The sequence below is a fragment of the Nocardia sp. NPDC057272 genome, assembly GCF_042668615.1.
GTDB lineage: Bacteria > Actinomycetota > Actinomycetes > Mycobacteriales > Mycobacteriaceae > Nocardia.
On sequence record NZ_JBHUYK010000045.1, the window covers coordinates 12,764 to 38,355 of the forward strand.

24 protein-coding genes are annotated in these 25,592 nt (G+C 68.0%); 18 read left to right on the plus strand and 6 right to left on the minus strand.

Features of this window, described 5'->3' with window-relative positions; all coding sequences use genetic code 11:
* Positions 1-21: 21 nt before the first annotated feature.
* Positions 22-573: a hypoxanthine phosphoribosyltransferase gene (hpt, locus tag ACFULV_RS33625; protein ID WP_056819061.1), complete on the plus strand. Its 552-nt coding sequence runs from the start codon at positions 22-24 to the stop codon at positions 571-573.
* Here the strand turns inward: hpt and ACFULV_RS33630 are convergent.
* Complete coding sequence (locus ACFULV_RS33630; RefSeq protein WP_378663913.1) at positions 551-2,467, minus strand: serine/threonine-protein kinase; 1,917 nt, start codon at positions 2,465-2,467, stop codon at positions 551-553. The two genes, hpt and ACFULV_RS33630, sit on opposite strands and share 23 nt — an antisense overlap.
* A gap of 51 nt (positions 2,468-2,518) precedes the next feature.
* A complete protein-coding gene (locus ACFULV_RS33635; protein ID WP_378663916.1) occupies positions 2,519-4,921 on the minus strand; it encodes a protein kinase in 2,403 nt (800 codons plus the stop codon).
* Positions 4,922-5,073: 152 nt separating this feature from the next.
* Here ACFULV_RS33635 and ACFULV_RS33640 point away from each other — a divergent pair, with 152 nt between their 5' ends.
* Positions 5,074-6,495, plus strand: coding sequence for an amidase (locus ACFULV_RS33640; protein WP_378663918.1), 1,422 nt, complete (start codon positions 5,074-5,076; stop codon positions 6,493-6,495).
* Here ACFULV_RS33640 and ACFULV_RS33645 read toward each other — a convergent pair.
* The 3 genes from ACFULV_RS33645 to ACFULV_RS33655 form a co-directional block, all read right to left on the minus strand.
* A complete protein-coding gene (locus tag ACFULV_RS33645; protein WP_378631508.1) occupies positions 6,492-7,388 on the minus strand; it encodes a LysR family transcriptional regulator in 897 nt (298 codons plus the stop codon). The two genes, ACFULV_RS33640 and ACFULV_RS33645, sit on opposite strands and share 4 nt — an antisense overlap.
* Before the next feature lie 386 nt (positions 7,389-7,774).
* Positions 7,775-9,325 carry an aldehyde dehydrogenase family protein gene (locus ACFULV_RS33650; protein ID WP_378663919.1) on the minus strand — a complete coding sequence of 517 codons (1,551 nt, stop codon included), beginning with the start codon at positions 9,323-9,325 and terminating at the stop codon, positions 7,775-7,777.
* A 121-nt stretch (positions 9,326-9,446) separates the two neighbouring features.
* On the minus strand, positions 9,447-9,719 hold the full coding sequence (locus tag ACFULV_RS33655) for a DUF2277 domain-containing protein (protein WP_378631511.1): 273 nt from the start codon (positions 9,717-9,719) through the stop codon (positions 9,447-9,449).
* Between the two features lie 125 nt (positions 9,720-9,844).
* Here ACFULV_RS33655 and ACFULV_RS33660 point away from each other — a divergent pair, with 125 nt between their 5' ends.
* Entirely contained in the window at positions 9,845-10,702 is an 858-nt protein-coding gene (locus ACFULV_RS33660) for a DUF1266 domain-containing protein (RefSeq protein WP_062991379.1), read from the plus strand.
* A gap of 22 nt (positions 10,703-10,724) precedes the next feature.
* Here ACFULV_RS33660 and ACFULV_RS33665 read toward each other — a convergent pair whose 3' ends face one another.
* The gene (locus ACFULV_RS33665; RefSeq protein ID WP_378631513.1) at positions 10,725-11,711 is read right to left on the minus strand and encodes a hypothetical protein; all 987 of its coding nucleotides are present in this window, start codon (positions 11,709-11,711) and stop codon (positions 10,725-10,727) included.
* A 224-nt stretch (positions 11,712-11,935) separates the two neighbouring features.
* Here ACFULV_RS33665 and ftsH point away from each other — a divergent pair, with 224 nt between their 5' ends.
* From ftsH to ACFULV_RS33740, 15 genes are all read left to right on the plus strand, one after another.
* Positions 11,936-14,317: an ATP-dependent zinc metalloprotease FtsH gene (gene ftsH, locus ACFULV_RS33670; protein WP_378663922.1), complete on the plus strand. Its 2,382-nt coding sequence runs from the start codon at positions 11,936-11,938 to the stop codon at positions 14,315-14,317.
* 242 nt (positions 14,318-14,559) lie between these two features.
* Positions 14,560-15,174 carry a GTP cyclohydrolase I FolE gene (folE, locus tag ACFULV_RS33675; protein ID WP_378663945.1) on the plus strand — a complete coding sequence of 205 codons (615 nt, stop codon included), beginning with the start codon at positions 14,560-14,562 and terminating at the stop codon, positions 15,172-15,174.
* Positions 15,171-16,055, plus strand: a complete 885-nt coding sequence (gene folP, locus ACFULV_RS33680) for a dihydropteroate synthase (RefSeq protein ID WP_378631516.1) — start codon at positions 15,171-15,173, stop codon at positions 16,053-16,055. The genes folE and folP overlap by 4 nt, the downstream gene beginning before the upstream one ends.
* 58 nt (positions 16,056-16,113) lie before the next feature.
* The gene (gene folB, locus ACFULV_RS33685) at positions 16,114-16,536 is read left to right on the plus strand and encodes a dihydroneopterin aldolase (RefSeq protein WP_378631517.1); all 423 of its coding nucleotides are present in this window, start codon (positions 16,114-16,116) and stop codon (positions 16,534-16,536) included.
* A complete protein-coding gene (gene folK / locus ACFULV_RS33690; RefSeq protein WP_378663925.1) occupies positions 16,533-17,072 on the plus strand; it encodes a 2-amino-4-hydroxy-6-hydroxymethyldihydropteridine diphosphokinase in 540 nt (179 codons plus the stop codon). Before folB ends, folK begins: the two co-directional genes overlap by 4 nt.
* Complete coding sequence (locus ACFULV_RS33695) at positions 17,066-17,539, plus strand: DUF3180 domain-containing protein (RefSeq protein ID WP_378663928.1); 474 nt, start codon at positions 17,066-17,068, stop codon at positions 17,537-17,539. The genes folK and ACFULV_RS33695 overlap by 7 nt, the downstream gene beginning before the upstream one ends.
* Positions 17,540-17,607: 68 nt before the next feature.
* Positions 17,608-18,705, plus strand: coding sequence for a DUF6779 domain-containing protein (locus ACFULV_RS33700; protein ID WP_378663931.1), 1,098 nt, complete (start codon positions 17,608-17,610; stop codon positions 18,703-18,705).
* 306 nt (positions 18,706-19,011) lie between these two features.
* A complete protein-coding gene (locus tag ACFULV_RS33705; protein ID WP_378663934.1) occupies positions 19,012-19,932 on the plus strand; it encodes a Rossmann-like and DUF2520 domain-containing protein in 921 nt (306 codons plus the stop codon).
* A complete protein-coding gene (gene panC / locus ACFULV_RS33710; protein ID WP_378631522.1) occupies positions 19,932-20,888 on the plus strand; it encodes a pantoate--beta-alanine ligase in 957 nt (318 codons plus the stop codon). Before ACFULV_RS33705 ends, panC begins: the two co-directional genes overlap by 1 nt.
* 12 nt (positions 20,889-20,900) lie before the next feature.
* Complete coding sequence (panD, locus tag ACFULV_RS33715; protein WP_378663937.1) at positions 20,901-21,320, plus strand: aspartate 1-decarboxylase; 420 nt, start codon at positions 20,901-20,903, stop codon at positions 21,318-21,320.
* Between the two features lie 22 nt (positions 21,321-21,342).
* A complete protein-coding gene (locus ACFULV_RS33720; protein ID WP_378631525.1) occupies positions 21,343-22,125 on the plus strand; it encodes a type III pantothenate kinase in 783 nt (260 codons plus the stop codon).
* A 128-nt stretch (positions 22,126-22,253) separates the two neighbouring features.
* Positions 22,254-22,850, plus strand: a complete 597-nt coding sequence (locus ACFULV_RS33725) for a cysteine dioxygenase (protein ID WP_378631527.1) — start codon at positions 22,254-22,256, stop codon at positions 22,848-22,850.
* On the plus strand, positions 22,850-23,281 hold the full coding sequence (locus ACFULV_RS33730) for a rhodanese-like domain-containing protein (protein ID WP_378663939.1): 432 nt from the start codon (positions 22,850-22,852) through the stop codon (positions 23,279-23,281). The genes ACFULV_RS33725 and ACFULV_RS33730 overlap by 1 nt, the downstream gene beginning before the upstream one ends.
* Positions 23,282-23,553: 272 nt before the next feature.
* Positions 23,554-25,020 (plus strand): lysine--tRNA ligase, encoded by a 1,467-nt coding sequence (gene lysS / locus ACFULV_RS33735; protein WP_378632439.1) that lies wholly within the window; start codon positions 23,554-23,556, stop codon positions 25,018-25,020.
* A gap of 115 nt (positions 25,021-25,135) precedes the next feature.
* The gene (locus ACFULV_RS33740; protein ID WP_067454241.1) at positions 25,136-25,498 is read left to right on the plus strand and encodes an Lsr2 family protein; all 363 of its coding nucleotides are present in this window, start codon (positions 25,136-25,138) and stop codon (positions 25,496-25,498) included.
* Positions 25,499-25,592 lie beyond the last annotated feature (94 nt).

Here is a 25,592-nt window from a genome sequence, read left to right on the forward strand (position 1 = left end):
CACGAAGGGACACCCACTTCCGTGTACGGAGACGACATCGCATCGGTGCTGATCACCGAAGACGAGATCAAAGCCAAGATCGAGGAATTGGCCGAGCTCGTCGCCAAGCGGTACCCGCCCGATTCCCCCGAAGGTGACCTCCTGCTGATCTGCGTCCTCAAGGGCGCGATCTTCTTCATGACCGACTTCGCCAGGGCGCTGTCGATCCCCACTCAGCTCGAATTCATGGCCGTGTCGTCCTACGGTTCGTCCACCTCGTCCTCGGGCGTGGTGCGCATCATGAAGGACCTGGACAAGGACATCGCGGGCCGTAACGTCCTGATCGTCGAGGACATCATCGACTCGGGCCTGACGCTGTCCTGGCTCAAGCGCAACCTGTCCACCCGTAACCCGGCCTCGCTGGAAGTCGTCACCCTGCTCCGCAAGCCCGACGCGCTGCGCACCCCCGTCGACGTCGCGCACGTGGGCTTCGACATCCCCAACGAATTCGTCGTCGGCTACGGCCTCGACTACGCCGAGCGCTACCGCGACCTCCCTTACATCGGCACCCTCAACCCGGCGGTGTACTCCTAGTTCCCCCCGGGGGATCGACGACTCTGATCAGTGCCCGGATATCGGCGTCGATCGCGCGGAACAGCGCGTACGAGCCGAGGAAGGCCACGACGCTGCCGAGGTAGACCACGCGCAGCGAGACCATGGTCGGCAGCAGGTCCTCGGTGGGCAGCAAGGTGATGGCGACCATCGCGATCAGCGGGATGGACGCGGCGACCGCCAGATACCAGCCGCAGCGCCGCAGGAGTCCGCGCAGCGCCGCGGCGTCGGTATGGAACCGGTGGCCTTGCTGCAGGAAGGCCGGGTACGCGCAGCGGACCATGTAGAAGGTGATGAGGAAGAACGCGTAGGTCGCCGCCACGGCGCAGCCGATGGCGTTCGACGTCAGAAATTGCACCGTGGTGCGCGTCTCCAGTTCGCCGGTGCTCACCTTCACCGTGGCGGGCAGGATCGCGGCCGCGGTGACCCAGAACAACAGGGCGACGACGACCGCCCGGTCACCCAGGTAGAGCGATTGCCTGCCTGCCAGGCCCAACGTCGCGGTGCCCACGCGGCGCCCGGCCCGTAACGCGCGTGGAACGAGGATCGCGTGGCGGGACAAATAGACCAGGATCACCGCGCCGAGCGCGAAGGACATCACGTTGGTGACCACCGAGACGATGTGCACCGCCTCGCGAGCGGCGGGCTCGAGCCGCTGCACCAGCAGGCCGGAGTTCTGCCAGGTCTTGTATCGCACGGCGAGCGCGTTGGGCACCGCGATCGCCAGCGTCATCAGCGCAACCATGAAGGGCCGCAAGCGTATTCGGTAGGAGCCGGCAGGCGGGTCGACCAGGTTCCTGCCGCGCGGGTCCAGGCAGAGGTCGAACTGTTCGGCGAGGACGGTGCCGTCGGGCCAGCGGTCGTTGCGGTCCGGCTCGAGGCAACGCAGCAGCACCCGGCGCAGCGCGGGCGGGCAGTCCGGCGGGAGTTGCCGCAGCGCGGAATCACTGACGCCCGTGCTGCGTGCGGAGAGCATCGCTTCGAGTCTGGTTCGATCGCCGCAGTCGGGGTCGTCGGCGCCGGTGTCGTCGAACGGCTTGGTGCCGGTGAGCAGTTCCCACAGCAACACACCCAGGGAGAAGAGATCGGAGCGTGCTTCGAGGTCGGCGGCGCTGCGGTCGTAGCCGGGATGGCTGGCCTCGAGCTGCTCGGGTGACATGTACGCCAGCGACCCGCCGAAATACGAGAGCGGGCTGGTGCCCGCGGTCTCGCTGAAGCTGATGTTGAAATCGGCGAGCTTCGGCACGCCCTCGGCCGTGAGCAGGACATTCGCCGGCTTCACATCACGGTGCAGCACACCCCGATCGGCCGCGTGATCCAGTGCCGCGGCCAGGCGCCGACCCAGCCAGGCCACGGTGTCGGGCCAGCTGAGGTGGGCGATCTCGCGCCGCACGCTCGAATCCGCCGGCCGGATCTCGCCCTTCTCCGTCATCGCCGCGTCGATCGCGTCGAGCAGGAGGCGACCGCCGCGTTCGGCGGGTGGGGTCGCGCGGACCCAGCGCAGCAGGCCGAGCAGGGTGCCGCCGGGCAGGAACTGCATGTACAGCAGGCGCAGCCGGGGCGACCCGTCGCCGGGGGGATCGAGGACGAGCTGATCGAAGACGCGCACGATGTAGTGGTGGTCGAGCTGGGCCAGGGTTTGCGGCTCGGTGCCGCTGTCGGCGGAGATCTTCACCGCGACCAGGCGTTGCATCGACCGTTGCCTGGCCAGGAACACCCGGGCGAACGCGCCGACACCGAGCTCGGTCAGCAGCTCGAAGTCGCCGACGCGGTCGCCCACCTCGAACCGGTCGAGCCCGCGGCGATCGGTGGAGTGCATGGTGGCGGTGCGGTCGAGCGAGGGACGGGTCGCCTCGGTGATGACAGTCGAGCTCACGACGGGTCATACGCGCGGACCCGCACGGAAGTTCATCCGCGCCGGAGATCGTCAGCTGACGACGCGTTCCAGGGCTTTCAGGTCGGCTTCGAGTGCGCGGAAGAGCAGGTAGGAGCCGACGAACGCGACAATGCCACCGACGCAGAGCACCCGGACGGCGACGATCACGGCCGGGATATCACCGGGCGGGAGGAAGGTGACGCCCGCGACGGCGAGCAGAGGGACCGAGGCGGCCACCGCGAGGTACCAGGTGCAGCGACCGCTCAGCTCCCGCAGCCAGGTGCTGTCGTCGGTGCTGATCTCGCCGTGGCGAAGGAAGATCGGGTAGATGCAGCGGACCAGGTAGAACGTCACGAGGAAGAACGGGTAGGCGACGGCGATCGCCCCGCAGACCATCAGGGATGCGAGGAAATGGACCACGGCGTGCCCGGGGACGTCACCGGCGGCCAATTGCAGCGCGATCGGGAAGGTGAGTCCGGAGACCGCCCACAGCGAGAACACCACGATCACCACCCGGTCGCCGATGCGCAAGGTGTCGTGTCTGGTGCGGCGCAGAATCTGTGGGTCGTACCGACGGCCATGGCGAAGCCCGCGCGGCACGGAGAGCACGAAACGGGCGAGGTAGATGAGCACCGCGGCGCCCAGGGGGAAGAAGACCAGGTTCACGCCCGCGGTGATCACGACGAACGATTGCTGAGCCGACTCGCTGAGCCGACTCACCACCAGATTCTGGTTGTGCTGGATGTTGTACCAGGAGGCCAGGGCATTGGGGATGCCGATCGCCAAGATCATCACCAGTAGCGGCCACTTGCGCCACACCATCCGCCAGCTGTCCGGCGGTGGGTCGACGAGGTCGCGGGCGCGGGCATCCAGGCACAGGTCGAACTGCTTGGCCAGCACCGCACCCTCGGCCCAGCGCCGCGACGTGTCCGGGTCGAGGCAGGTCAGCAGCACGCGGCGCAGGGCAGCGGGGCAGTTCACCGGTACCCGGTCGAGCGCGGCGGGGTCGACGCCGCCGGTTCGCCGCTCGAGCATGGCCTCGAGGGTGGTTTCGTCGCCCCGGCCCTCGGCCGCGGCGGTGTCGTCGTCGAACGGCTTCGCGCCGGTCAGCAGTTCCCACAGGACCACGCCGAGGGAGTAGATATCGCTGCGGGTGTCCAGGTCGGCGGCGGTGCGGCTGAGGCCGGGGTGACAGGCCTCCAGCTGTTCGGGGGACATGTAGGCCAGCGAACCGCCGAAGTAGGCCACCGGGCTGGTGCCTTCGACGGTGCGGCTGAAGCTGATGTTGAAGTCGGCCAGCTTCGGGACGCCCTCGGCGGTGAGCAGCACGTTCGCCGGTTTCACATCACGGTGCAGCACACCGTGCGAGGACGCGTAGTGCAGCGCCTCGGCCAGCCGCCTGCCCAGCCAGGCCACCGTTTCCGGCCAGCTCAGGGCGGCGATCTCGGAGCGCACGCTCGAATCGGTCGGCCGGATCTCGCCCTTCTCCTCCATGGCGGCGTCCACGGCGTCGAGCAGCAGTTTGCCGCTGCGTTCGGCGGGTGGGGTCGCGCGGACCCAGCGCAGCAGACCGAGCAGGGTCCCGCCGGGCAGGAACTGCATGTAGAGCAGGCGCAGGCGCCGCGAACCCGAGGGCGCCGAGTCGGTGTCCATCAGTTGCTGGTCGAACACGCGCACGATGTAGTCGTGGTCGAGCTGGGCCAGCGTCTGCGGCTCGGTGCCGCGGTCGGCGGAGATCTTCACCGCGACCAGGCGCTGCATCGACGTCTGCCTGGCCAGGAAGACGCGGGCGAAAGCACCGGAACCGAGCCCGGTGAGCAGCTCGAAATCGCCGATGCGCTGGCCGATCTCGATGCGGTCGAGCGGCTCGAACACGCCGGGATTCGAGAGTGCGTCCGTCGACGTCGCGGCCGAGGTGGCGGTCGCGGTGAGGTCGAGGTGCGGGCTGGTCATCTGGGTACTACGAGTCGAGTCCGCCGTTTGGTTCATCGTCGCGTCGGGATCGTCGGCCCGGTGGGTGCTCTGGTCGAGTTCCTCGGTATTGAGCAGTCCACGCAGACTGGCCGCCTGCTCCGGATACTCGCGCAGACACTCGCGCGGATCGACCCGTTCGCCGCTGTGCCTGCGGATGACGAATTCCTCGAACACCAGCCCGGCGGGCAGCGACTCCCGGTCGAGCTCGGGGAACTCGGCGCAGTAGTGGATCAGCCGCTTGCGGTCGATGCCGGTGCCGGCGTGATGCAGCCAGCGATGGCGCAGGTCGACCCGGATCAGCTCGTGCAGCGCCTGCGCGCGCAGGGTGGCCGCGTCGGGGAGGAACTCGGCGATGTCGGGCGGGCGTTCGTCGACCGCGCCCCACGCGGCGGCGAACGCCTCGACCATGTCGACGCGCACATTCGTGGCCCGACCGGCCGTTGCGTCGGGTTGTTCCCCGCTTCCGGTGTTATCGCTCATCAACCGACCTAAAGGGTTCGCGCGGATCGGTGCGAAATTCATTCCGCCACACCCGCCGCCATCGCCGGAGAGCTGTACTTGAAATGATAACTTGCGCCTCTAGAGCTGATCACCCGAATTTCGACGACCATGCGACGGGGGCGAATCCGCAGATGAACGAAGACCTCACAGCGGTAGCATGGGAGTCCGTCGACGACGACGGCGTAACGGACGCTGAGGTGACGATGGACTCGTCCCGCCCGCCCGCCGACGAATACCCCATCGGCGGCCCCGCAGCGGCGCTGGCCGCCCGCGTTCGCGCGGGCACCATCACCCCGGCCGACGTCACCGCCGACGCGCTCGCCCGCATCGCCTCGGAGAATCGCAAGATCAACGCGTTCACGGTGGTGCGCGCCGAGCGGGCGCGGGCCGAAGCGCGAGAACTCGCCGCCAGGCAAGACCTCGACGAGCTGCCGCTGGCCGGTGTGCCGGTGGCGGTGAAACAGAACATCGCGGTGGCAGGCGAGCCGACCCGGGCCGGTTCGGCGGCCACCTCCGCGGAACCGGCGAGCGTCGATCACCCGGTGGTGGCCAGGCTGCGCGCCGCGGGCGCGATCGTGGTGGGGTTGACGGCGATGCCCGAGCTCGGCTTGTGGGCGAGTACCGACTCCGCGGGGTGCGTCACCCGCAATCCGCGCGATGTCGGCCGGTCGACGGGGGGATCCTCGGGTGGTGCGGCCGCCGCGGTGGCCGCCGGACTCGTACCGATCGCGCACGGCAACGACGGTCTCGGCTCGATCCGGGTGCCCGCCGCGGCATGCGGGGTCTTCGGGATCAAGCCGGGTAGACACGTGGTGCCCGCACAGATCGGCGCCGATTCCTGGGCGGGACTGGCCGAGAACGGCGTCCTCGCGACCACGGTGTCGGACGCGGCGCTGGCGCTGTCGGTGCTGGCGGGCCGTTCCGACCTGGCCGAACTACGCAAGCCACAGCGACTACGCATCGGACTGGCCGTGGCTCCGCCGTCGCGTCTGGTCCGGATGGATCGGCATTGGACGGCGGCGGCGCGCACCGCGGGTGCGCGCGCGGCGGTGGCCGGGCACGAGGTGCAACCGGTGGAACTGCCCTACGGCGACGCGGCGCTGCTGATGCTGCTGCGCTGGCCGAGCGCGGGTCTGGCCGACGCCGAGGCACTCGAGAACCCCGATCTGCTCCAGCAACGCACCAAACGTCATCTGGCGATCGGCAGGGTGATCCGGCGACTCGGCCTGGTCCGCCCCAGCCAGATCGACCGGACCGAAGCCAGACTGCTCGAATTCTTCGAGGACTTCGACGTGGTGATCACCCCGACGCTCGCCGCGCCACCGCCCAAGGCCAGGCAGTGGAGCGGGCGCGGGTGGGCCGCGAATGTCGTGTCCTCGGTGCGCTACGCGCCGTTCACCGGACTGTGGAATCTGCTCGGCTGGCCCGCGGCGTCACTGCCGATGGGCACCCATCCCGAGGCGCACACCCCGTTGGCCGCGCAGCTGGTCGGTCCGCCGGGCAGCGAGTCCACCTTGCTCGGTCTCGCCGCCCAACTGGAACTGTCGAACTAGACCGCGATCGGCTGCGGCTGGGGTGTCGGCTCGGAGAAGCCGCCGTCGACGGCGCGACCGGCGAATTCCAGAATGGTCGGGCGCGTGTCGTCGGCCCGCCATGCCACCGCCAGCTCACACGGGGTGAGACCGGCGACCGGACGCGCGGTGAGCCCGGGCCAGCGGTACATCGGCACGTTGTTCTCGGCCAGCAGACACACGCCGAGACCGAGGCTCACAGCCTCGAGTTTGTCCTCGGGGGTGGCCGCCTCGGCGCCGATCTTGGCCGCTTTGCCGCCGCGGGCATCGTTGCCGAGCCAGAAGTCGCGGACCGCGCCCGCTTCGGTGGGCAGGGCGACGAAGGGCTCGTCGAGCAGATCGGCGAATTCGATGCTGTCCTGCTCGGCAAGCGGATGCGACTCCGGCAGCAGCACCCAGCGCGGCTCGGTGCGCAGCACCTGCCAGCGATAACGGTTGGGGTCGGGCAGCGGCAGCCAGACCAGCGACAGGTCGGCCTGTCGACCGGCCAGGCCACTGGAGGGGTCGTTCCACGACGCGGCGTGCAGGGCGAGGCGGTGACCGCTCGCGCTCTCGAGGTCGTTGAGCAGACCCCGGCCGAGCGCGGACTGGATTCCGACGCGCAGCACCTCGCCTGCTTCCTGGAGGGACACGTTGGTCACCTCCCACAGCTCGAGGATCTTGCGGGCGCCTTCGAGCAGTTCCTTACCGGCGACGGTGAGGGCGACACTGCGCTGGTTGCGGTCGAACAGGACCACGTCGAGCTGGCGTTCGAGCTGGCGGATCTGGCGTGACAACGTCGGCTGAGCGATATGCAGCCGCTGGGCGGCGTTCGTGAAATGCAGTTCCTCAGCGACGGCGACGAAATACCGCAGATCGCGCAAATGCGGGTCCATAGCACCTTGCTATCAGAATCGGTCGGGAAAATCCAGCCAAAACGGGCAAGGAAGTTCGCGGAAGTGGATCAAAACAGTCACCAGGTTGGTATCGCACAGCATATGGCCTGACATGGTGAGCTGCACCATCGGATTGTCTATTGTTCGTGTCGATCTGCCGCCGAGTGGATCGACGTCACATCTGGGCGGCTGACCAGGGAAAATGCGTCGCTGTTCACATCACCTGGCCCGATGTGGGCAGCACCGCGCCGCTGTCGTGCGCGTCGAAAGGTGCCGCTGACCACGGCGACCGCGACCAGCAAGATCGGCGGAGTGATGTTAGTCACAAACAAGTTTCGAAGCGGTGAATCCGGCTGCGCACCAACAGGTGTCGCAGCCGGAATCGGCTACTCGCTCTTCTTGAGACGCAGCACCGCAGGCAGGTCGATTCGGCGCATCCCGCGGGCACCGGCCGCCCGCATCGCCGCGACCGCGACGACCAGCTTGTTCATGTCGTAGGGGTACCAGAACAATTCCTTGCCCATGGTCGGCAGCTTCGGCTTCGTCATCGCCTGCGCGCGACAGTATTTCCGCAGCCCCGACGCACCGCCCCAGCGTGCGCCGACGCCGGACAGACCCCAGCCGCCCATCGGCATCGCGGGATTGAACAGGTTCGAGAACACGTCGTTGATGTTCACCGCGCCCGTGTTCAGCTGCCTGGCCACGCGTTCGCCGCGCGCCTTGTCGCCCGTCCATACCGACGCCGAGAGCCCGTAGATCGAGTCGTTGGCCATCCGGATCGCCTCGGCCTCGTCGGCCACCTTCATCACCGGCAGCGTCGGGCCGAAGGTCTCCTCGGCGACGCACGACATCGAATGGTCCACATCCACGAGCACGGTCGGCTCGAAGAAGGTGCCGACGCCGGTGCGTTTGCCGCCGGTGGTCACCCGGGCGCCCGCCGCCACCGCCTCGTCGACGTGGCGCTGCACGATCAGCACCTGGTTCTCGTTGGCGAGCGCGCCGACGTCGTTCTTCGACTCGCGATCGTCGGCGCCCTGACGCAAGGCGGCGACCGCCGCGGTGAGCTTGGTGACGAACTCGTCGTAGGCAGGCGCTTCGACGTAGACCCGCTCGACCGAGATGCACACCTGCCCGGCGTTGAACATGCCTCCGAAGGCGATGCCGTGCGCGGCGCGGTCCAGGTCCGCGTCGGCGAGCACGATCGCCGGGTCCTTACCGCCGAGCTCGAGGCTGTAGGGCACCATCCGCTCCGCGCAGGTGGCCGCGATCTTGCGGCCGGTCGCGGTGGAACCGGTGAACTGGATGTAGTCGGCGTTCCCGACCACCGCCGCGCCGGTCGCGCCCGCGCCGGTGACCACCTTGAACACCGGCGGGGCACCGATCTCGGCCCAGCCTCGGGCCAGCTCCACCGCGGACAGCGGCGTCACCTCCGACGGCTTGAGGATCACCGCGGCGCCGGCCGCCAGCGCGGGGAACACGTCGATCGCGGGCATCGCGAGCGGGAAGTTCCACGGCGTGATCACTCCGACCACGGGATAGGGGCGGTAGGCCACGGTCAGCGACTTCACCCGCGCGAGCGGGCTGTGCGGCGACGGGTGCTCGTCGGCGAGGAACTTGCCCGCCCGGCGCGCGTAGTAGCCGAGGATGTCGACCGCGAACGCCGGATCGATGATCGCGTCGACGCGCGGCTTGGCGGTCTCCGATTGCAGCACCGCGGCCAGGTGCTCGGTGTTGTCGATCAGCCAGTCCTGCATCTTCAGCAGCCACTGCTTGCGCCCGGACGGCCCGATCGCTTCCCATTCGGGCTGGTAGAGGCGCAGTTCGCGGACCGCGGCCGCCACGTCGTCCGGCGTGGTGACCGGCACGGTGCCGACCAGGTCGCCGGTGGCCGGATTGTGCACTTCGATCACCGCGACGTCTTTGTCGAGTTCGCTCACTGGTCGTTCTCCTCGTGCGTCTGCTGAATTCGGTTCACCGACTATCGCGGCGCGGCCAAGAGGAAGTGGCGTGCCTGCTCAAACAATTAGAACACGTTTCAGTTCTGGATCGAGCTGATTCCTACGGTGCCTCGCTGACCTCGTTCTCGCGCGCCGCGATCCGGCGCAGCGGCGGTTCGGTGGGCGGCGGGACACGGCGATCGGGGAGTTCGGCCAGCAGCGCCGTGGTGGCCGCGGCGATGGCCGCGACGGCCTTGTCGACCGCGGGTTTCGTGGCGCTACTCAGGCCGGAGATGCCGCCGACTTTGCGCACATATTGCAAGGCGGCAGCGTAGATCTCCTGCTCGGTGGCGGCAGGCTCCAGACCACGCAAGACGGTGATATTTCTACACATGTCAGAACCATAGACCTGTGAGGCATGACACGACAGGCGAAGAATAAGGCGATCTGAAAATCTCGTGACGCACGTGAGATTCGCACGGCACCCGTGATCGCGGTCACGGCACTAGACTCGGCCGCATGCCTGCCAGGGGAGTACCAGCGCTGACCACATTTCCGTACCCGGAACTAGATGAGCGCGAAGAAGATCACTGGTCGGGTGCGGGGGTGAGCGACGACGAACTGCGCGCGCTCGCCCTCGGCGCCTTCTACTCCACGCGCTGGGACGCCTTCCACGACGCGATGCTGCTCGGCCCCGAGCGTGAGCACCCGCTCGGCGACCGCCGCGAACTCGCGATCGACACGCTCACCGGCGCCTGGGGCATCACCGACGGCACCGAAGCCCGCGCCTCGATGGAACAGCTGCTCGAAGGCATGCACGCGCCGTTGTATTCGCTGGTGCATCCGCTGGTGATGGCCTCGGTCAACGCCAGTGAGCGCGACCGTTTCGGTGAGCGCGCCGACAAGCAGCGCGCGTTCTTGCGGCAGGTCGGCTCGTTTCGGGGGATGGACAATCCCGAAGCACTGGTCCGCGACTACGACATCTGGGCGCAGGCCATCAAGATCGGCTTCACCGACCATCTCTCGCGCCCGCTACCCAACGACATCCACGCCTGGGATCTGGCCCGCGTCGTCGCGGTGGCCCGCATGGCGTTCACCGCGGGCTACATCGACGCCGACGTGGCGTGGGAATACTGCATGCGCGCGCTGGTCCCCGCGCAGCGCCGCTACCGCAACTGGCGCCAATTCGGCGACGCCTACCTCACCGGCTGGACCTACTGGCAGGCCACCGAGGACCTCGCCGAACTGAAGAACGGCGGCGTCGACCGCCGGATGGAACTGGTGCGACTATGGACCCGGCCCACCAGCCCGTGGCGGCGGATCGAACTCAACGAGCCGGAGCAGAAGGCGGAAACCGAAGCGGCCGAACCGAATTGAGCATCCGGTCCGGCCACCGGCACTATAGGCTGCGCAGGATCCCGCGGCCGTAGCGCTGGAATTGCGTGTCGTCGACCATGCCGAGCGAATGCCGCTCGACCAGTAATTCCCATTCCGCGTAGAGCTGGTTGACACCCGGGTCGGCGGGACCGGCGGCGCCGTCGGCGGCCTGCCTGCGGATGGCGAAATTCACCGCGCAGGTGACCCGTTCGGTGTCGGCGCGATCCACGCCCGCGAAATGCAGCGTGCGATTGCCGTCGTTGATATCGATGCCAGATCCGCCGTGGCGCGTATCCACCTCGCCGGGCGCCGAGCGCGCGCCTTCGACGGTGCGGGCGCCGAGAATCGCGGCCACCGCCAATTCGAAGGCATAGCGCTCGCCGCTGCCGATGGAGATGAACAGCACGCGAGAGGTGGTCGCGGCGAGCAGGCCGGTGCCCGATCCCGCGGGCGGGGCGGCCACGGCGACGGCCGTTTCCAGGACGTATTCGTCGGGCGTGACATACCGGTTCAGCGCGGTGACGGCCGAACGCGCGTCCTTGCGCGGCGCCATCCGGCGCACGGCGCGCTCGACATCGGCGCGGGTGGGACCCGACTTGCCCCACTCGGGAGCGGGCGGGGTGAGATCCGGCGCGGCCACGTCGATGCGCTGGGTCACCATGATCTGGTCGTTGATCCGGTCGACGATGCCGAGGGCGGCAGGCACGTCGTGCTCGGCGATGAGCACCGGAAGGGGAGTGCGGTCGGCGGGAACGCCGGTGAGGACCGCCGTGGGATAACGCAGATAGATCTCGATCACCACCGCCTCGTCGGCGCGCCGATTGAGGCGCACCTTGAGCAGGTCGGCAATGGGAACGTCGAGAACACGTTCGCCGTCGGTACCCGGCCGGAGGACGACGAGCCGTCCACCGCCGTGGCGCAGAATCGCTGTGGGTGTTCGTAGCTCGACGATGTCTATACCCCCTGCGCTGTAGTTGTGTCGTCGCCCACGATAAGGCGGGCATGACATGATTGTGGCCACTTGCCACAACCCGGTCGGAGCGTTCGGGAACCTCTTGCGTTCTCCGGCCGTTTACCAGTGCAACTGCACCAGCAGCCGAACTGCGCGATGTATCGAACTAGACCGTACGCGGTAACGTGGCATGTCCGCATCCGAAACCCGCCGATCTCGACGCTTCGCAAGCACACCCGGAGTAATAACCGGAAAGGACTGGGCCGTCCGGCCGACGCTCTATGAACCGCAAGACAGTGTTTCGCACCTTGGCGATCATCTCGGGCATCATGCTCATGATCTGGCTGTTCAGCTTTCTCAGCGATGACACGCGCGGTTGGGAGAGTGTCGACACTTCCGTTGCGCTGGCCCAGCTCGAGGACAAAGCGAACGTCAAGAACGTGCAGATCGATGACAAGGAGCAGCAGCTCCGCATCGAACTGAACAACGGCAACGAGGCCACGAGCAACAACGCCAAGATCGTCGCCAAGTACCCCAGTGGTGGGGAGAACTCCGCGCAGATCCTCGACGCCGTGCAGAAGTCCGGCGCCCCGTACGACACCGTGGTCAAGCAGGAGAGCTGGCTGTCGCAGCTGCTGCTGTTCATCGTGCCGATGGTGCTGCTGGTCGGCCTGTTCATCTTCGTGATGTCGCGCATGCAGGGCGGTGGCCGTGGCGGAATGATGGGCTTCGGTAAGTCCAAGGCCAAACTGCTGACCAAGGACATGCCCAAGACCACGTTCCAGGACGTGGCCGGTGCCGACGAGGCCGTCGAAGAGCTCTACGAGATCAAGGACTTCCTCCAGAATCCGGCCCGCTACCAGGCGCTCGGCGCGAAGATCCCCAAGGGCGTGCTGCTCTACGGGCCGCCGGGAACCGGCAAGACGCTGCTGGCCCGCGCGGTCGCGGGCGAGGCCGGGGTGCCGTTCTTCACCATCTCCGGATCGGACTTCGTCGAGATGTTCGTCGGTGTCGGCGCCTCCCGCGTGCGCGACCTGTTCGAGCAGGCCAAGCAGAACAGCCCCTGCATCATCTTCGTCGACGAGATCGACGCGGTCGGCCGCCAGCGCGGTGCGGGCCTCGGCGGCGGTCACGACGAGCGCGAGCAGACGCTCAACCAGCTGCTGGTCGAGATGGACGGCTTCGGCGATCGCTCCAACATCATCCTGATCGCGGCCACCAACCGACCCGACATCCTCGACCCCGCGCTGCTGCGCCCCGGCCGGTTCGACCGGCAGATCCCGGTCGGCAACCCCGACCTGGCCGGTCGCCGCGCGATCCTGCGGGTGCACTCGGCGGGCAAGCCGATCTCGCAGGAAGCCGACCTCGAGGGTCTGGCCAAGCGCACCGTCGGCATGTCCGGCGCCGATCTGGCCAACGTGATCAACGAGGCCGCGCTGCTCACCGCCCGCGAGAACGGTTCGGTCATCACCGGCGAATCGCTCGAGGAGTCGGTCGACCGCGTGATCGGTGGCCCGCGCCGCAAGAGCCGCATCATCAGCGAGCACGAGAAGAAGATCACCGCCTACCACGAGGGTGGCCACACTCTGGCGGCGTGGGCGATGCCCGATATCGAGCCCGTCTACAAGGTCACCATTCTGGCCCGCGGCCGCACCGGCGGGCACGCCATGACGGTTCCCGAGGACGACAAGGGCCTGATGACCCGCTCGGAGATGATCTCCCGGCTGGTCTTCGCGATGGGTGGCCGCGCCGCCGAGGAACTGGTGTTCCACGAGCCGACCACCGGCGCGTCCTCCGACATCGACCAGGCCACCAAGATCGCTCGCGGGATGGTCACCGAATACGGCATGAGCGCCCGTCTCGGCGCCGTGCGCTACGGCCAGGAGCAGGGCGACCCGTTCCTCGGCCGCTCGATGGGCGTGCAGGCCGACTACTCGCACGAGGTCGCCCGCGAGATCGACGAGGAGGTGCGCAACCTCATCGAGGCCGCGCACACCGAGGCGTGGTCGATCCTCAGCGAATACCGCGAGCAGCTCGACGCCTTGGCCACCGCGCTGCTCGAGCGCGAGACGCTGCACCGCAAGGATCTCGAGACGATCCTGGCCGGTGTGGAGAAGCGTCCGCGGATCACCGCGTTCAACGATTTCGGTGACCGGCACCCGTCGGACAAGCCGCCGGTGAAGACGCCGGGTGAGCTGGCTGTCGAGCGCGGCGAGCCGTGGCCGCCGGTGCAGCCCGCTCCGGTGCCGGTGCCCAACGGGGCACCGCCGGTGGAGCCCAACGGCTACCCGGGTCAGCCCTACGGCCAGCCCGCACCGCCCGCGGCCGGTTACCCGTTGCCCGCCGCGCCGACCCAGGCGTTCCCCCGGCAGTCGGGCACGCACGGTTCGCGGCCCGATTACGGCGCACCGGCCGGCTGGTCGGCTCCGGGGTGGCCGCCGCGCGAGGATCAGCAGCAGCAGCCGCAACAGCAGCCGCCGCAACAGCCGCAGCAGCAGCCCCAACCGCCGCAGGACCAGGGCAGTGCCTGGGGCAGGCCCGAGCAGCAGCAGCCGCGGCACGCCAGCGACGGTTTCCAGCCGTGGGGTGCCCAGCCGCAGCCGCCGGTGCGTGACGCCGATCCGGAGAACAAGGAGTGGGAAGGGCCGAACGGCCGCCACTGACCGGGGGCCAACTACGCTCGAAGGTCGAATGCCGAACAGGAACCGGCGTTCGGCACTGGTTCTCGGATCACGCTCGGCCGTCGAATGTCGGGTGGTCGCCGGCTTTCGGCTCTCGTTCTCGGCCCGCCCGCCTCTGGACTGAGCGCAGAACAGGGCCGAGAACCCGCGGCGCCAGCCGCAAATATCACGGAGGTGCGGAGAAGTTGTCGGCCAACAAGCAGGAACTCGATCCGGCAGGTGAGCTGGGTGCGACCAGTCCGTCGGTGCTGACGGCGCTGGCGACCGGTTTGCCGTTCGATCAGGAGCGCGCCGAGAACGCGGTGCGCGAGCTGCTGCTCGCGGTCGGTGAGGATCCCGACCGCCCCGGCCTGCTCGACACGCCCGCGCGGGTGGCGCGTGCTTACCGGGAGATGTTCGCGGGGCTCTACACCGAGCCCGACGCGGTGCTGGCGACCACCTTCGACGAGGGTCACCAGGAACTCGTGCTGGTTCGCGACATCCCGATGTTCTCCACCTGTGAGCATCACCTGGTCTCGTTCCACGGCGTCGCGCACGTCGGCTACATCCCCGGCCCGCACGGCCGGGTGACGGGGCTGTCGAAGCTGGCGCGCGTGGTCGATCTCTACGCCAAGCGACCCCAGGTGCAGGAGCGGCTGACCAGCCAGATCGCCGACGCGGTGATGCGACGACTGGATCCGCGCGGCGCGATCGTGGTGATCGAGGCCGAGCACCTGTGCATGGCCATGAGGGGAATCCGTAAGCCCGGTGCCAGCACCACCACCTCGGCGGTGCGCGGCCAGCTGCAAACCGACGCCGCCTCGCGATCCGAGGCGCTGGACCTGATCCTGCGCAAATGAGCGAGCCACTGGTGACCCCCCGTGACCACCGCTCCTGCGTGGTCATGGGTGTGGTCAACGTGACCGCTGATTCTTTCTCCGACGGCGGTCGCTACCTCGATCCCGAACTCGCGATCGCGCACGGTGTCGAGCTGTACGAAGCGGGCGCCGACATCGTCGATGTGGGTGGTGAATCCACCAGGCCGGGGGCCGACCGGGTCGACCCGGCCGCCGAGGCAGCCAGGGTCGCTCCGGTGATCCGGGGTCTGGTCGCCGCCGGGGTGCCGACCAGTGTCGACACCATGCGCGCCGAGGTCGCCGAGGCCGCGCTGGAGGCCGGCGTCTCGGTGGTGAACGACGTCTCCGGCGGCCGTGCCGACCCGAACATGGTGAAAGTCGTCGCCGAAGCGGGCGTGCCGTGGATCCTCATGCACTGGCGGGCGGGCGCCGACTACCGCCACACCGGCCCCGCCGATCACTACGACGACGTGGTCGCCGAGGTGAACGCCGAGCTCACCGCCCAGGTTGACCTGGCTGTCGCCGCGGGGGTCACCCCGGACCGGCTGATCCTCGACCCCGGCCTCGGTTTCGCCAAGAATGCCGAGCACAACTGGGAACTCCTCGCCGCTCTCCCGGAACTGGTGGCAGGCGGTTTCCCGATTTTGATCGGCGCCTCACGCAAGCGTTTCCTCGGCGCTCTTCTGGCCGACGAATCGGGCCCACGCCCGCCCGACGGCCGCGAAACCGCCACCGCCACCCTGTCGGCCCTCGCGGCCACCCACGGCGCTTGGGGCGTGCGCGTGCACGATGTCCGGGCGTCCCTCGACGCCATCGCCGTCGTCGATGCCTGGCGTCGAGCAGCCGACGCTCGATCGGCCGCTGCCCGAGGGCTCGCGCCGTGAACATCCTCGCTACCCGAACCGCCGCAGGTGTCCGAGTCACCCTCCGAGGAGCCCTCCGATGAACTTGCCTCTGCTGCCGCCGCCCGCGGGCAGGCCCGCGTCGTCGCGGATCGAGCTGCGTGGCCTGCGTGCTTTCGGCAGGCACGGAGTGTTCGATTTCGAGCGTCGTGACGGCCAGGAATTCGTCGTCGATCTGACAGTGTGGGTTGATTTCGCCGCGGCCGCCGCGTCCGACGACCTCGCCGACACCGTCGACTACGGCGCCCTCGCCGAGCGCGCCGTGCGCATCGTGACCGGTCCGCCGCGCGATCTGATCGAAACGGTGGTCTCCGAGATCGCCGACGACGTGATGGCCGACCCGCGGATCGAGGCGGTGGAGGCGGTCGTGCACAAGCCGTCGGCGCCGATCCCGCACACCTTCGAAGACGTGCGCGTGGTGGCCACCCGGTATCGCACGCAGGCCCCGGAGTCGCGCCGATGACTCGCGCGGTGCTGTCGATCGGCTCGAATCTGGGCGATCGGCTCGCGCATCTGCGCAGCGTGCTCGACGCGCTGGGGCAGCGTGTCGTGGCGGTGTCGCCGGTCTACACGACCGCGCCGTGGGGTGGCGTCGACCAAGACGATTACCTCAACGCTGTTGTCACAGTGGAAGATCCGGCCTTCGACGATTACGCCTGGCTGCGTTTCGGTCAGGAGCTCGAGCAGGCGGCGGGCCGCGTGCGCGAGGTCCGCTGGGGTGCGCGCACCCTCGACGTCGACGTGGTCCAGTGCGCCGACAGCACCGGCACGGCGATCGCCCGCGACACCGACCCGACGCTGATCCTGCCGCACCCGCAGGCCCACAACCGGGCCTTCGTCCTGATCCCGTGGCTGGCCGTCGAACCGTCGGCGCACCTTGTCGTCGACGGGGTCGCGCGCCCGATCGCGGAGCTGCTCGCCGGACTCGGCCGGTCCGAGAAAGACGGTGTGGTCCGTACCGATCTGGTGCTACGCGAGGAAAGCGCCGGCTCGTGCTGAAACCCACCCGGGTACTCGACCTCGCGCTGAACGTGGTGGTGGCCGCAGCGGTCGCCTGGGTCGCCACCCGGTTCGCCTATTCCAGCTTCCCGTCGATCTCGGTGGCCGCGAGCGCCTCGCTGCTGCCGGTCGCCGCGATCGAGGCGGCGCTGGGCTTCGCGATCAAGGCCAAGATCGCCGATGAGCAGATCGGCGACGGCCCCGGCCAGATGCATCCGATCAACGTTGCCAGGGGTGTGGCGCTGGCGAAGGCGTCGTTGCAGGTGGGCTCGCTGGCCGCGGGTGTGTGGCTGGGGTTTCTGCTGTGGGTTTTCCCACAGCGCGGCACCGTGACCGCCGCCGCTACCGATTCGCCGGGCGCGGTGGTCGGTCTGCTGGCCGGTTCGGCCCTGGTTGCTGCGGCTTTGTGGCTGGAGTATTGCTGCCGAGCGCCCGAGGACCCGACCGACGATCCCGCTACTACGTAGCAACTTGCGAATGGAACAACCACCACCTTTGGTGGGCCGACCAGCCGATTCCGGCTACCCTGGCCCTCATGGTTTCACCCTCCCGCAGCACGGCGCCCCGACGACGGCGGGACGACGCGGGAAAATTCTTCGTCGGTTTCCTCATCCTGCTCGGCCTGACCGCCAGTGTTTTCCTGATCTTCAGCGAAAACGTCCAATACGTGCGGATCGGCCTGGTAGCAGCGCTGTGGGCAGCGGTGATCGGCGCGCTCGCGGCTACTCGCTACCGCAAGGACGCGGCCGTCGACAAGGCGAAGGTTCGCGATCTGCAGACGGTGTACGAGTTGCAGCTCGAGCGCGAGATCAACGCGCGCCGTGAGTACGAGATGGGCGTCGAGGCGCGGGTGCGTGCCGAAGTCGGCGCCGACTCCTCCGAAATCGCCGCACTGCGCGCCGAGCTGACCCTGCTGCGCCAGAATCTGCAGGTCCTGTTCGACGGTGCACTGCCCGACGAGCAACCTGCGTTGCAGGCCGACGCCGTGCGGATCGACGCGTTGCCCGCCGGTGGCTTCAATGCCTTCGACGAGCCCGACCACGATTTCGACGATAGCCCCGAGGATGCCACCGCTGCCTGGTTCGGCCCGTGGCAGCAACCGCCCAGCGCACTGAAACCTGTCTTCATGCAACCGGTTTCGGCCAATTTCGCCGACCCGTACGACGACCCGGTCACCGCCGAGACCTCGGCCGTGCAGCTCGACGAGTACGCCGAAACCCAGCAGGCGACCGCCGCCGCGCAGCCCGCCGCACCGGCCAAGTCATCGGGAAAGACGCCGCCGCCGCGCCTGTCCTCGCCGAACACCCGCCAGGTGACGGAGACGGTCCTCCCGGCCGAGCCCACCACCAACGGCAACTCGACCGCTGCGCCCGAGCCCGCCCCGGTTGCGGCCGAGTCGACCCCGGCACCGGTCGCCGCGGCCGAACCTGCCCCGGCTCCCGCAGCGACGGCCGAGGCCGCCCCGGAGCCCGCCCAGCCCCCGGCCACCCGCCCCGAGAAGGCCCCCTCGGTGGGCACCAGCTCCCGTCGACGCCGCCGCGCCGAAACCGAGGGCACCGCCCGGCTGTCGGTGGCGGACATCATGGCCAACCTCGAATCGGAGTCCACCGGCTCCGCGTCTCCGCGTACCTAGCTGGTCGCAACACCGTTCTCGCGCGAGAACATGGGTAACTCACCGACAACAGCCAGCTCGCCCACCGGCGAACCCTCGGCCGCGTCCACCTATCACCACGCACCTGGGTGTGGCCTTGAATACGCGGAGTGGCGGACCAGGTGAGCGCTAGATCACGGTGGGGCGTGTGGCGGTCCTCGAGTAACTCCCTCTATTCTCGAAGCGAACGTCTGGTACCCGCACCGCGGGACTGGAACGCAAATCGAGAGGACAACGTTGACCTCGAGAAGTGTCAACCCTGATGGCGCAAACACGAGTGGCGACTCCGTGCCCGCACGACTGGATCCAGCGCCCGCACGACTGACGGTAGGAATCGTCTCGGCGGGACGAGTGGGTTCCGCACTCGGCGTAGCGCTCGAGCGAGCCGGCCACGTGGTCTTCGGTGTCGCCGCGATCTCCGACGCCTCGGTGCATCGCGCCCGTACCCGGCTGCCCGAAGCCCAGGTACTGCCGATCGAACAGATCGCCCAGCGCAGTGAACTGCTCCTGCTCGCCGTGCCCGACGCCGAACTCGCCGGGCTGGTCCGCGGCCTCGCCGGTGCGAACGTAGTCCGCCCCGGCACCATCGTCGTGCACACCTCCGGCGCGAACGGCGTCGCGATTCTCGAACCGCTGACGAAGCAGGGTGCGCTCAGCCTCGCGATCCACCCCGCCATGACCTTCACCGGCCACGACGAGGACATCGCCCGACTCGCCAATGCCTGTTTCGGCGTCACCGCCGCCGACGAGGTCGGGTACGCCATCGCGCAGGCGCTGGTGATCGAGATGGGTGGCGAACCGGTTCGCGTCGAGGAAGACCAGCGTTCGCTCTATCACGCGGCCCTCGCCCACGGCAGCAATCACCTGGTGACGGTGATCGTCGACGCCGTCGCGGCCCTGCGCGAATCCCTTTCCGGCCCCGGTCTGCTCGGCCAGCCGCTGGTCGACGATCAGCCCGGCGGCCTCCCCGAACGGCTGCTCGCCCCGCTCGCCTCGGCCGCACTCGACAACGCCTTGCGTCGCGGCCAGGCCGCACTCACCGGTCCGGTCGCCCGCGGTGATGTCGACGCCGTCGCCGCCCATCTGGCCGCGTTCGGGCAGGTCGACGATCGCCTGGCCGAGGCCTACCGAGCCAACTCGTTGCGCACGGCCCAACTCGCCCACACCGATCCGGCACTGCTGGAGCTCCTCGCCAAGGAAGGCCACTGATGGAACCCCGAGAAGTGCATCATCACCAGGGTGGCGCCCGCGCCACCGGTGCTTTCAAGGCGGGCGTACTCACCGTGCACCACAATCCCGAGGTGCTCGACACGGTCGCCAAGGCCTTGCGCGGCGCCGGTCGCACGGTCGGTTTCGTGCCGACGATGGGTGCGCTGCACGAGGGGCACCTCGCGCTGATTCGTCAGGCCAAGCTCAACAACCAGGTCGTGATCGTCTCGATCTTCGTCAACCCGCTGCAGTTCGGCGCGAACGAAGACCTCGACGCCTACCCGCGCACTCTCGACGCCGACCTCGAACTGCTCCGCACCGAGGGCGTCGACCTGGTTTTCGCGCCGACGGTTTCCGATATGTACCCGGACGGCATGCGTACCACGATCCAGCCGGGTCCACTCGGCGCCGAGCTCGAAGGCGGCAGCAGGCCGACGCATTTCGCGGGCATGCTCACCGTCGTCGCGAAGCTGCTCAACATCACCCACGCCTCCGAGGCGTATTTCGGTGAGAAGGACTACCAGCAGCTCACGCTGATCCGCCAGATGGTGCGCGACCTGAACATGGACGCGAAGATCGTGGCCTATCCGACGGTCCGCGAGCCCGACGGCCTCGCGCTGTCCTCACGCAACCGCTTCCTCGACGCCACCCAGCGCGAGTCGGCGCTGGCGCTGTCGGCCGCGCTCGCCGCGGGCCGTCACGCCGCGGGCCTGGGCGCGGAGGCGGTCGTCCAGACCGCTCGCTCGGTTCTCGACGCGGTCGAGGGCCTCGATGTCGACTACCTCGAACTGCGCGATGCCAACCTGGGTCCGGCCCCCACCGCGGGCAACGCCCGCCTGCTGGTCGCCGCCAGAGTCGGCGACACCCGCCTGATCGACAACGCTCCCGTAGTACTCGGCGCCCAGATCGACGGGCATCCCGACGCGAACTCCCTCCCTGCCTCGCAGGCGCACTGAAAGGCGACGACGATGTTGCGCACCATGATGAAGTCGAAGATCCACCGTGCCACCGTGACCCATGCCGACCTGCACTATGTCGGCTCGGTGACCGTCGACCAGGATCTGCTCGACGCCGCCGATCTGCTCGAGGGTGAGCAGGTCTGCATCGTCGACATCGACAACGGCGCCCGCCTCGAGACCTACGTGATCGCCGGCGAGCGCGGTTCGGGTGTGATCGGCATCAACGGTGCCGCCGCCCACCTCGTGCACCCCGGTGACCTGGTCATCCTCATCGCCTACGGCCAGATGGACGAGGCCGAGGTCCGTGAGTACGACCCGAAGGTGGTCTTCGTCGACGACCGCAACCGTCCGGTGGAGCTGGGCAGCGACCCCGCGCACGCACCGGAGGGCTCCGGCCTCACCTCGCCGCGCTCGCTGTCGTTCGTCTGAGCCGGGCGGGGGACCCAGGACCATGCTGCTGACGATCGATGTCCGCAACACCGGAATCGAGCTCGGCCTGTTCTCCGGTAGTGGCGAACACGCGACACTGGTGCGGCACTGGCGGATTCACACCAATCCGCTGATCACCGCGGACGAGTTCGCCATGCAGGTGCGCGGTCTGGTCGGCGACGATCTCGATCAGATCGCCGGTGTCTCGGCGTTGTCGACCGTGCCGCCGGTGCTGCGCGAACTGCGCGCCATGCTGGCGCGCTATTGGTCCCATGTGCCGCATGTGCTGGTGGAACCCGGTGTGCGAACAGGCATTCCGCTACTGGTCGACAATCCGAAGGAAGTCGGCGCCGACCGCATCGTCAACTGCCTTGCCGCGTTTCGTAGTTTCGGCGGGCCCGCGATCGTCGTCGATTTCGGCACTGCGATCTGCGTCGACCTGGTCTCGGCCAAGGGGGAATTCCTCGGCGGCGTGATCGCGCCCGGGGTGGAGATCTCGGCCGAGGCGCTGGTGGAACGCAGTGCGATGCGCCGCGTCGAGCTGGCACGGCCGCGTTCGGTGGTGGGCAAGAACAGCATGGAGTGCATTCAGTCCGGCGCGATCTTCGGGTTCGCCGGGCTGGTCGACGGGCTGGTCGACCGCATCCGCGACGAATTCGACGCGTTCGCGGGCACCGATGTCACCGTCGTCGCGACGGGGGCGGGCGCGCCGTTGATCGTGCCGGAGTCGGAAACCATCGACCAGCACGTCCCGCATCTCACGCTGACCGGCTTGCGCCATGTCTACGAGCGCAACAAGAAATAGTGTCTGCTAAACTAGCGCTCGTGATCTTCCGTGTGAGCACCCAGGAGTGTTGTCGAGGCTAACCTGCCTCGACCGTTCGAGGCTGACGTTTTCCCTCGACCGATTTCTCACCTCCTGGAGATGCGCTCATGCGTTCTTCTGTCCTTTCCCTTCCGTCCGCGCGCGACGAGTACTCCGCGACGCCCCCGCTCGATCGGGCGATCGCCTCGGCGTTGCCGACCCGGTTGCGGCCCGCTGACCTGCTGCGACTCACCGACGAAGGCGCCGAAGACGTCCTCTCCGGTCGCTACGACCACCTTCTGCCCGCCGACGGCATCTGGCCGGCCGACGAGCGCTGGGCGACCCGCCTCTCGCACGACGACGAGGTCGATGTCTGGCTGATCAGCTGGACGCCGGGCAAATTCACCGATTTGCACGATCACGCCGGCTCGCTCGGCGCCCTGACCGTGCTGAGCGGCGCTCTTTCGGAATACCGCTGGAATGGCACGGAGTTACGCAGGCGCACGCTCGCCGCGGGTGATCAGGCGTCGTTCCCGATCGGCTGGGTGCACGACGTGGTGCGCGCGCCCGCCGTCGCCGAATCCGTCGGTCCGCTCGATCCCACCTTGAGCGTGCATGCCTATTCCCCGCCGCTGTCGGCGATGTCGTATTACGAAGTGACCGGCCACGGAACGTTGCGCCGAACCAAAACCGTCCTCACCGACCAGCCCGAAGGTGATCTGTGATGAGCCGTTTGACGATTGATCAGATGCTCGAGAACGCTCGCGCGCGATTGCACCGGGTGTATGTGTACGACGTGGCCGCCGCGCTGGAGCGTGGCGCGATTCTGGTCGACATCCGACCGGCCGCCCAGCGCGTGCGCGAAGGTTCGCTGCCCGGCGCGCTGGTGATCGAGCGAAATGTCCTGGAATGGCGGCTGGATCCGGCCTCGTCGGCCCGGTTGTCCCTTGCCGTTGATCACGACGTGGAATGGGTCATCTTCTGCTCGGAGGGGTACACGTCGAGTTTGGCGGCGGCGGCGTTGCAGGAGCTGGGGTTGCATCGGGCCACCGATGTGATCGGTGGATACCAGGCGTTGAAATCGGCGGGGCTGTTGACGGTCGGCATCGGCGTCCCGCATTTCGCCCGCGAGGTGGACGCGCTGGCCTCGCTGTAACTGCGCCGCACGAATTGTGAAGTGCCTCACTGATTTCGCGAGCACATGGGTAACTCGCTAGCCACCCCCGGGCCCTCGTACGCATAACGTGAGGCCGAGAGCTGACGGCTGCGCTTCCGGACGGTCCGCTGAATACACGGAGGGGCGGGGGAGCGGGGGAGCGGCAAATCCATTTCCGGGGACCGCTAATGTTGTCGAACGTGAGCACTCCTAACCCCGCCGCACCCGGCCGCGCCGCCACTTCCGCTGTGGACATCGATGTTCCCGAGCAGATGCGGATTCGCCGGGACAAGCGCGAACGGCTGCTCACCGAGGGTGGTGAGGCCTATCCGGTGGTGGTGCCACGCACCCACACCCTGGCCGAAATTCGTGCCGCCTACCCGGATCTGGAAGCCGACACCCAGACCGGTCTGCAGGCCGGTATCGCGGGTCGCGTCATTTTCGTTCGTAATACCGGCAAGCTGTGCTTCGCCACGCTGCAGGAAGGCGACGGCACCAAGTTGCAGGCGATGATCAGCCTCAACGGTGTCGGCGCCGACGCGCTGGCGGCGTGGAAGGCCGATGTCGACCTCGGTGACTTCGTGTTCGTGCACGGCGAGGTCATCTCCTCACGCACCGGCGAATTGAGCGTGATGGCCGATTCCTGGTCGATGGCGGCCAAGTCGCTGCGCCCGCTGCCGGTGGCGCACAAGGAGATGAACGAGGAGTCGCGCGTTCGTCAGCGCTATGTCGACCTGATCGTGCGCCCGGAGGCCAGGGAAATGGCCCGTACCCGCGTGAACGTGGTCCGTGCGCTGCGTAACGCGCTGGAGCGCCGCGGCTTCCTCGAGGTCGAGACCCCGATGCTGCAGACCATCCACGGTGGCGCCGCCGCGCGCCCGTTCGTCACCCGTTCCAATGCGCTCGACATGGACCTTTTCCTGCGCATCGCGCCGGAGCTGTTCCTCAAGCGTTGCGTGGTCGGTGGCCTGGAGAAGGTCTTCGAGATCAACCGGAACTTCCGCAACGAAGGCGCTGACTCGACCCATTCGCCCGAGTTCGCGATGCTGGAAACCTACGAGGCCTACGGCACCTATGACGACTCGGCGACGATGACCCGTGAATTGATCCAGGAAGTCGCGCACGAGGCATTCGGCACCCTTCTGGTGACGCTTGCCGACGGCACTGAATATGATCTCGGAGGCGAGTGGACCACCGTCGAGATGTATCCCTCGCTGTCGGAGTCGATCGGTGTCGAGGTCACTCCGGAAACCACTGTCGAGGAATTGCTCGCGCTCGCCGATCGGGTGGGTCTGGAAATTCCTTCGGACAAGGGCTACGGTCACGGGAAACTGGTCGAAGAACTTTGGGAACACGCGTATGGCGACAAGCTCTACGCGCCGACTTTCGTTCGTGACTTCCCGGTCGAGACTTCACCGCTGACCCGTCAGCATCGCAGCAAGCCCGGCGTCACCGAGAAGTGGGACCTCTATGTTCGCGGCTTCGAGTTGGCAACGGGCTATTCGGAACTGGTAGACCCGGTGATCCAGCGGGAACGCTTCGTCGACCAGGCCAGGCTGGCCGCGGCGGGCGATGACGAGGCCATGGTGCTCGATGAAGACTTCCTCGCCGCGATGGAACACGGTATGCCGCCGACCACCGGAACCGGTATGGGAATCGACCGCTTGTTGATGGCACTCACGGGTTCCGGAATCCGGGAAACGATCCTGTTCCCGATTGTGCGACCCACTAGTCGCTGACCAGTGAATTCACGGGGTGAACACCCCGTGTTGGAAATTTCGCATTTCGGGGTATTCTTGCCTCGGGTATTCGGCCTGGAGGCAGGCTTGACGATTTCGAGAGGACGTTCATCTCATGGCAAAGAAGGTCACCGTTAGCCTGATCGACGATGTCGACGGTGAGTCCATCGCGGACGAGACCATCGAGTTCGCTATCGATGGGGTGTCGTACGAGATCGATCTGTCGGACGCAAATGCGGCGCGCCTGCGCGAGGGCCTGGACGAGTGGGTCGCCAACGCCCGCCGTGTGAGTGGCCGTCGTCGGGTGAAGGCTGCCGGTGCACCCGCGCCGCAGGGCAAGAGCCGCGTTTCCATGGACCGCGAACAGAGCGCCGCAATTCGCGAATGGGCACGCCGCAAGGGTCACAAGGTCTCCGCCCGCGGTCGTATCTCGGCGGAAATCACCGAGGCATACAACAAAGAGGTCGGCAAGAGCTGATTTTTTGGCGGCGCGGGCGCCGCGTGTTCGCGGCCCCGCCGGTCCCGTCGTTGAGGCACCGTTGCTTGCTCCTTCGTCGCCTACGCAACGGCGC

Coding starts and splice junctions, on each gene's coding strand:
- ACFULV_RS33635 (WP_378663916.1), bottom strand. CDS start 4,921: ATGAGCGATAACACCGGAAGCGGGGAACAACCCGACGCAACGGCCGGT.
- ACFULV_RS33640 (WP_378663918.1), top strand. CDS start 5,074: ATGAACGAAGACCTCACAGCGGTAGCATGGGAGTCCGTCGACGACGAC.
- ACFULV_RS33645 (WP_378631508.1), bottom strand. CDS start 7,388: ATGGACCCGCATTTGCGCGATCTGCGGTATTTCGTCGCCGTCGCTGAG.
- ACFULV_RS33655 (WP_378631511.1), bottom strand. CDS start 9,719: ATGTGTAGAAATATCACCGTCTTGCGTGGTCTGGAGCCTGCCGCCACC.
- ACFULV_RS33660 (WP_062991379.1), top strand. CDS start 9,845: ATGCCTGCCAGGGGAGTACCAGCGCTGACCACATTTCCGTACCCGGAA.
- ACFULV_RS33665 (WP_378631513.1), bottom strand. CDS start 11,711: ATGTCATGCCCGCCTTATCGTGGGCGACGACACAACTACAGCGCAGGG.
- ftsH (WP_378663922.1), top strand. CDS start 11,936: ATGAACCGCAAGACAGTGTTTCGCACCTTGGCGATCATCTCGGGCATC.
- folP (WP_378631516.1), top strand. CDS start 15,171: ATGAGCGAGCCACTGGTGACCCCCCGTGACCACCGCTCCTGCGTGGTC.
- folB (WP_378631517.1), top strand. CDS start 16,114: ATGAACTTGCCTCTGCTGCCGCCGCCCGCGGGCAGGCCCGCGTCGTCG.
- folK (WP_378663925.1), top strand. CDS start 16,533: ATGACTCGCGCGGTGCTGTCGATCGGCTCGAATCTGGGCGATCGGCTC.
- ACFULV_RS33700 (WP_378663931.1), top strand. CDS start 17,608: ATGGTTTCACCCTCCCGCAGCACGGCGCCCCGACGACGGCGGGACGAC.
- panC (WP_378631522.1), top strand. CDS start 19,932: ATGGAACCCCGAGAAGTGCATCATCACCAGGGTGGCGCCCGCGCCACC.
- panD (WP_378663937.1), top strand. CDS start 20,901: ATGTTGCGCACCATGATGAAGTCGAAGATCCACCGTGCCACCGTGACC.
- ACFULV_RS33720 (WP_378631525.1), top strand. CDS start 21,343: ATGCTGCTGACGATCGATGTCCGCAACACCGGAATCGAGCTCGGCCTG.
- ACFULV_RS33725 (WP_378631527.1), top strand. CDS start 22,254: ATGCGTTCTTCTGTCCTTTCCCTTCCGTCCGCGCGCGACGAGTACTCC.
- ACFULV_RS33730 (WP_378663939.1), top strand. CDS start 22,850: ATGAGCCGTTTGACGATTGATCAGATGCTCGAGAACGCTCGCGCGCGA.
- lysS (WP_378632439.1), top strand. CDS start 23,554: ATGCGGATTCGCCGGGACAAGCGCGAACGGCTGCTCACCGAGGGTGGT.
- ACFULV_RS33740 (WP_067454241.1), top strand. CDS start 25,136: ATGGCAAAGAAGGTCACCGTTAGCCTGATCGACGATGTCGACGGTGAG.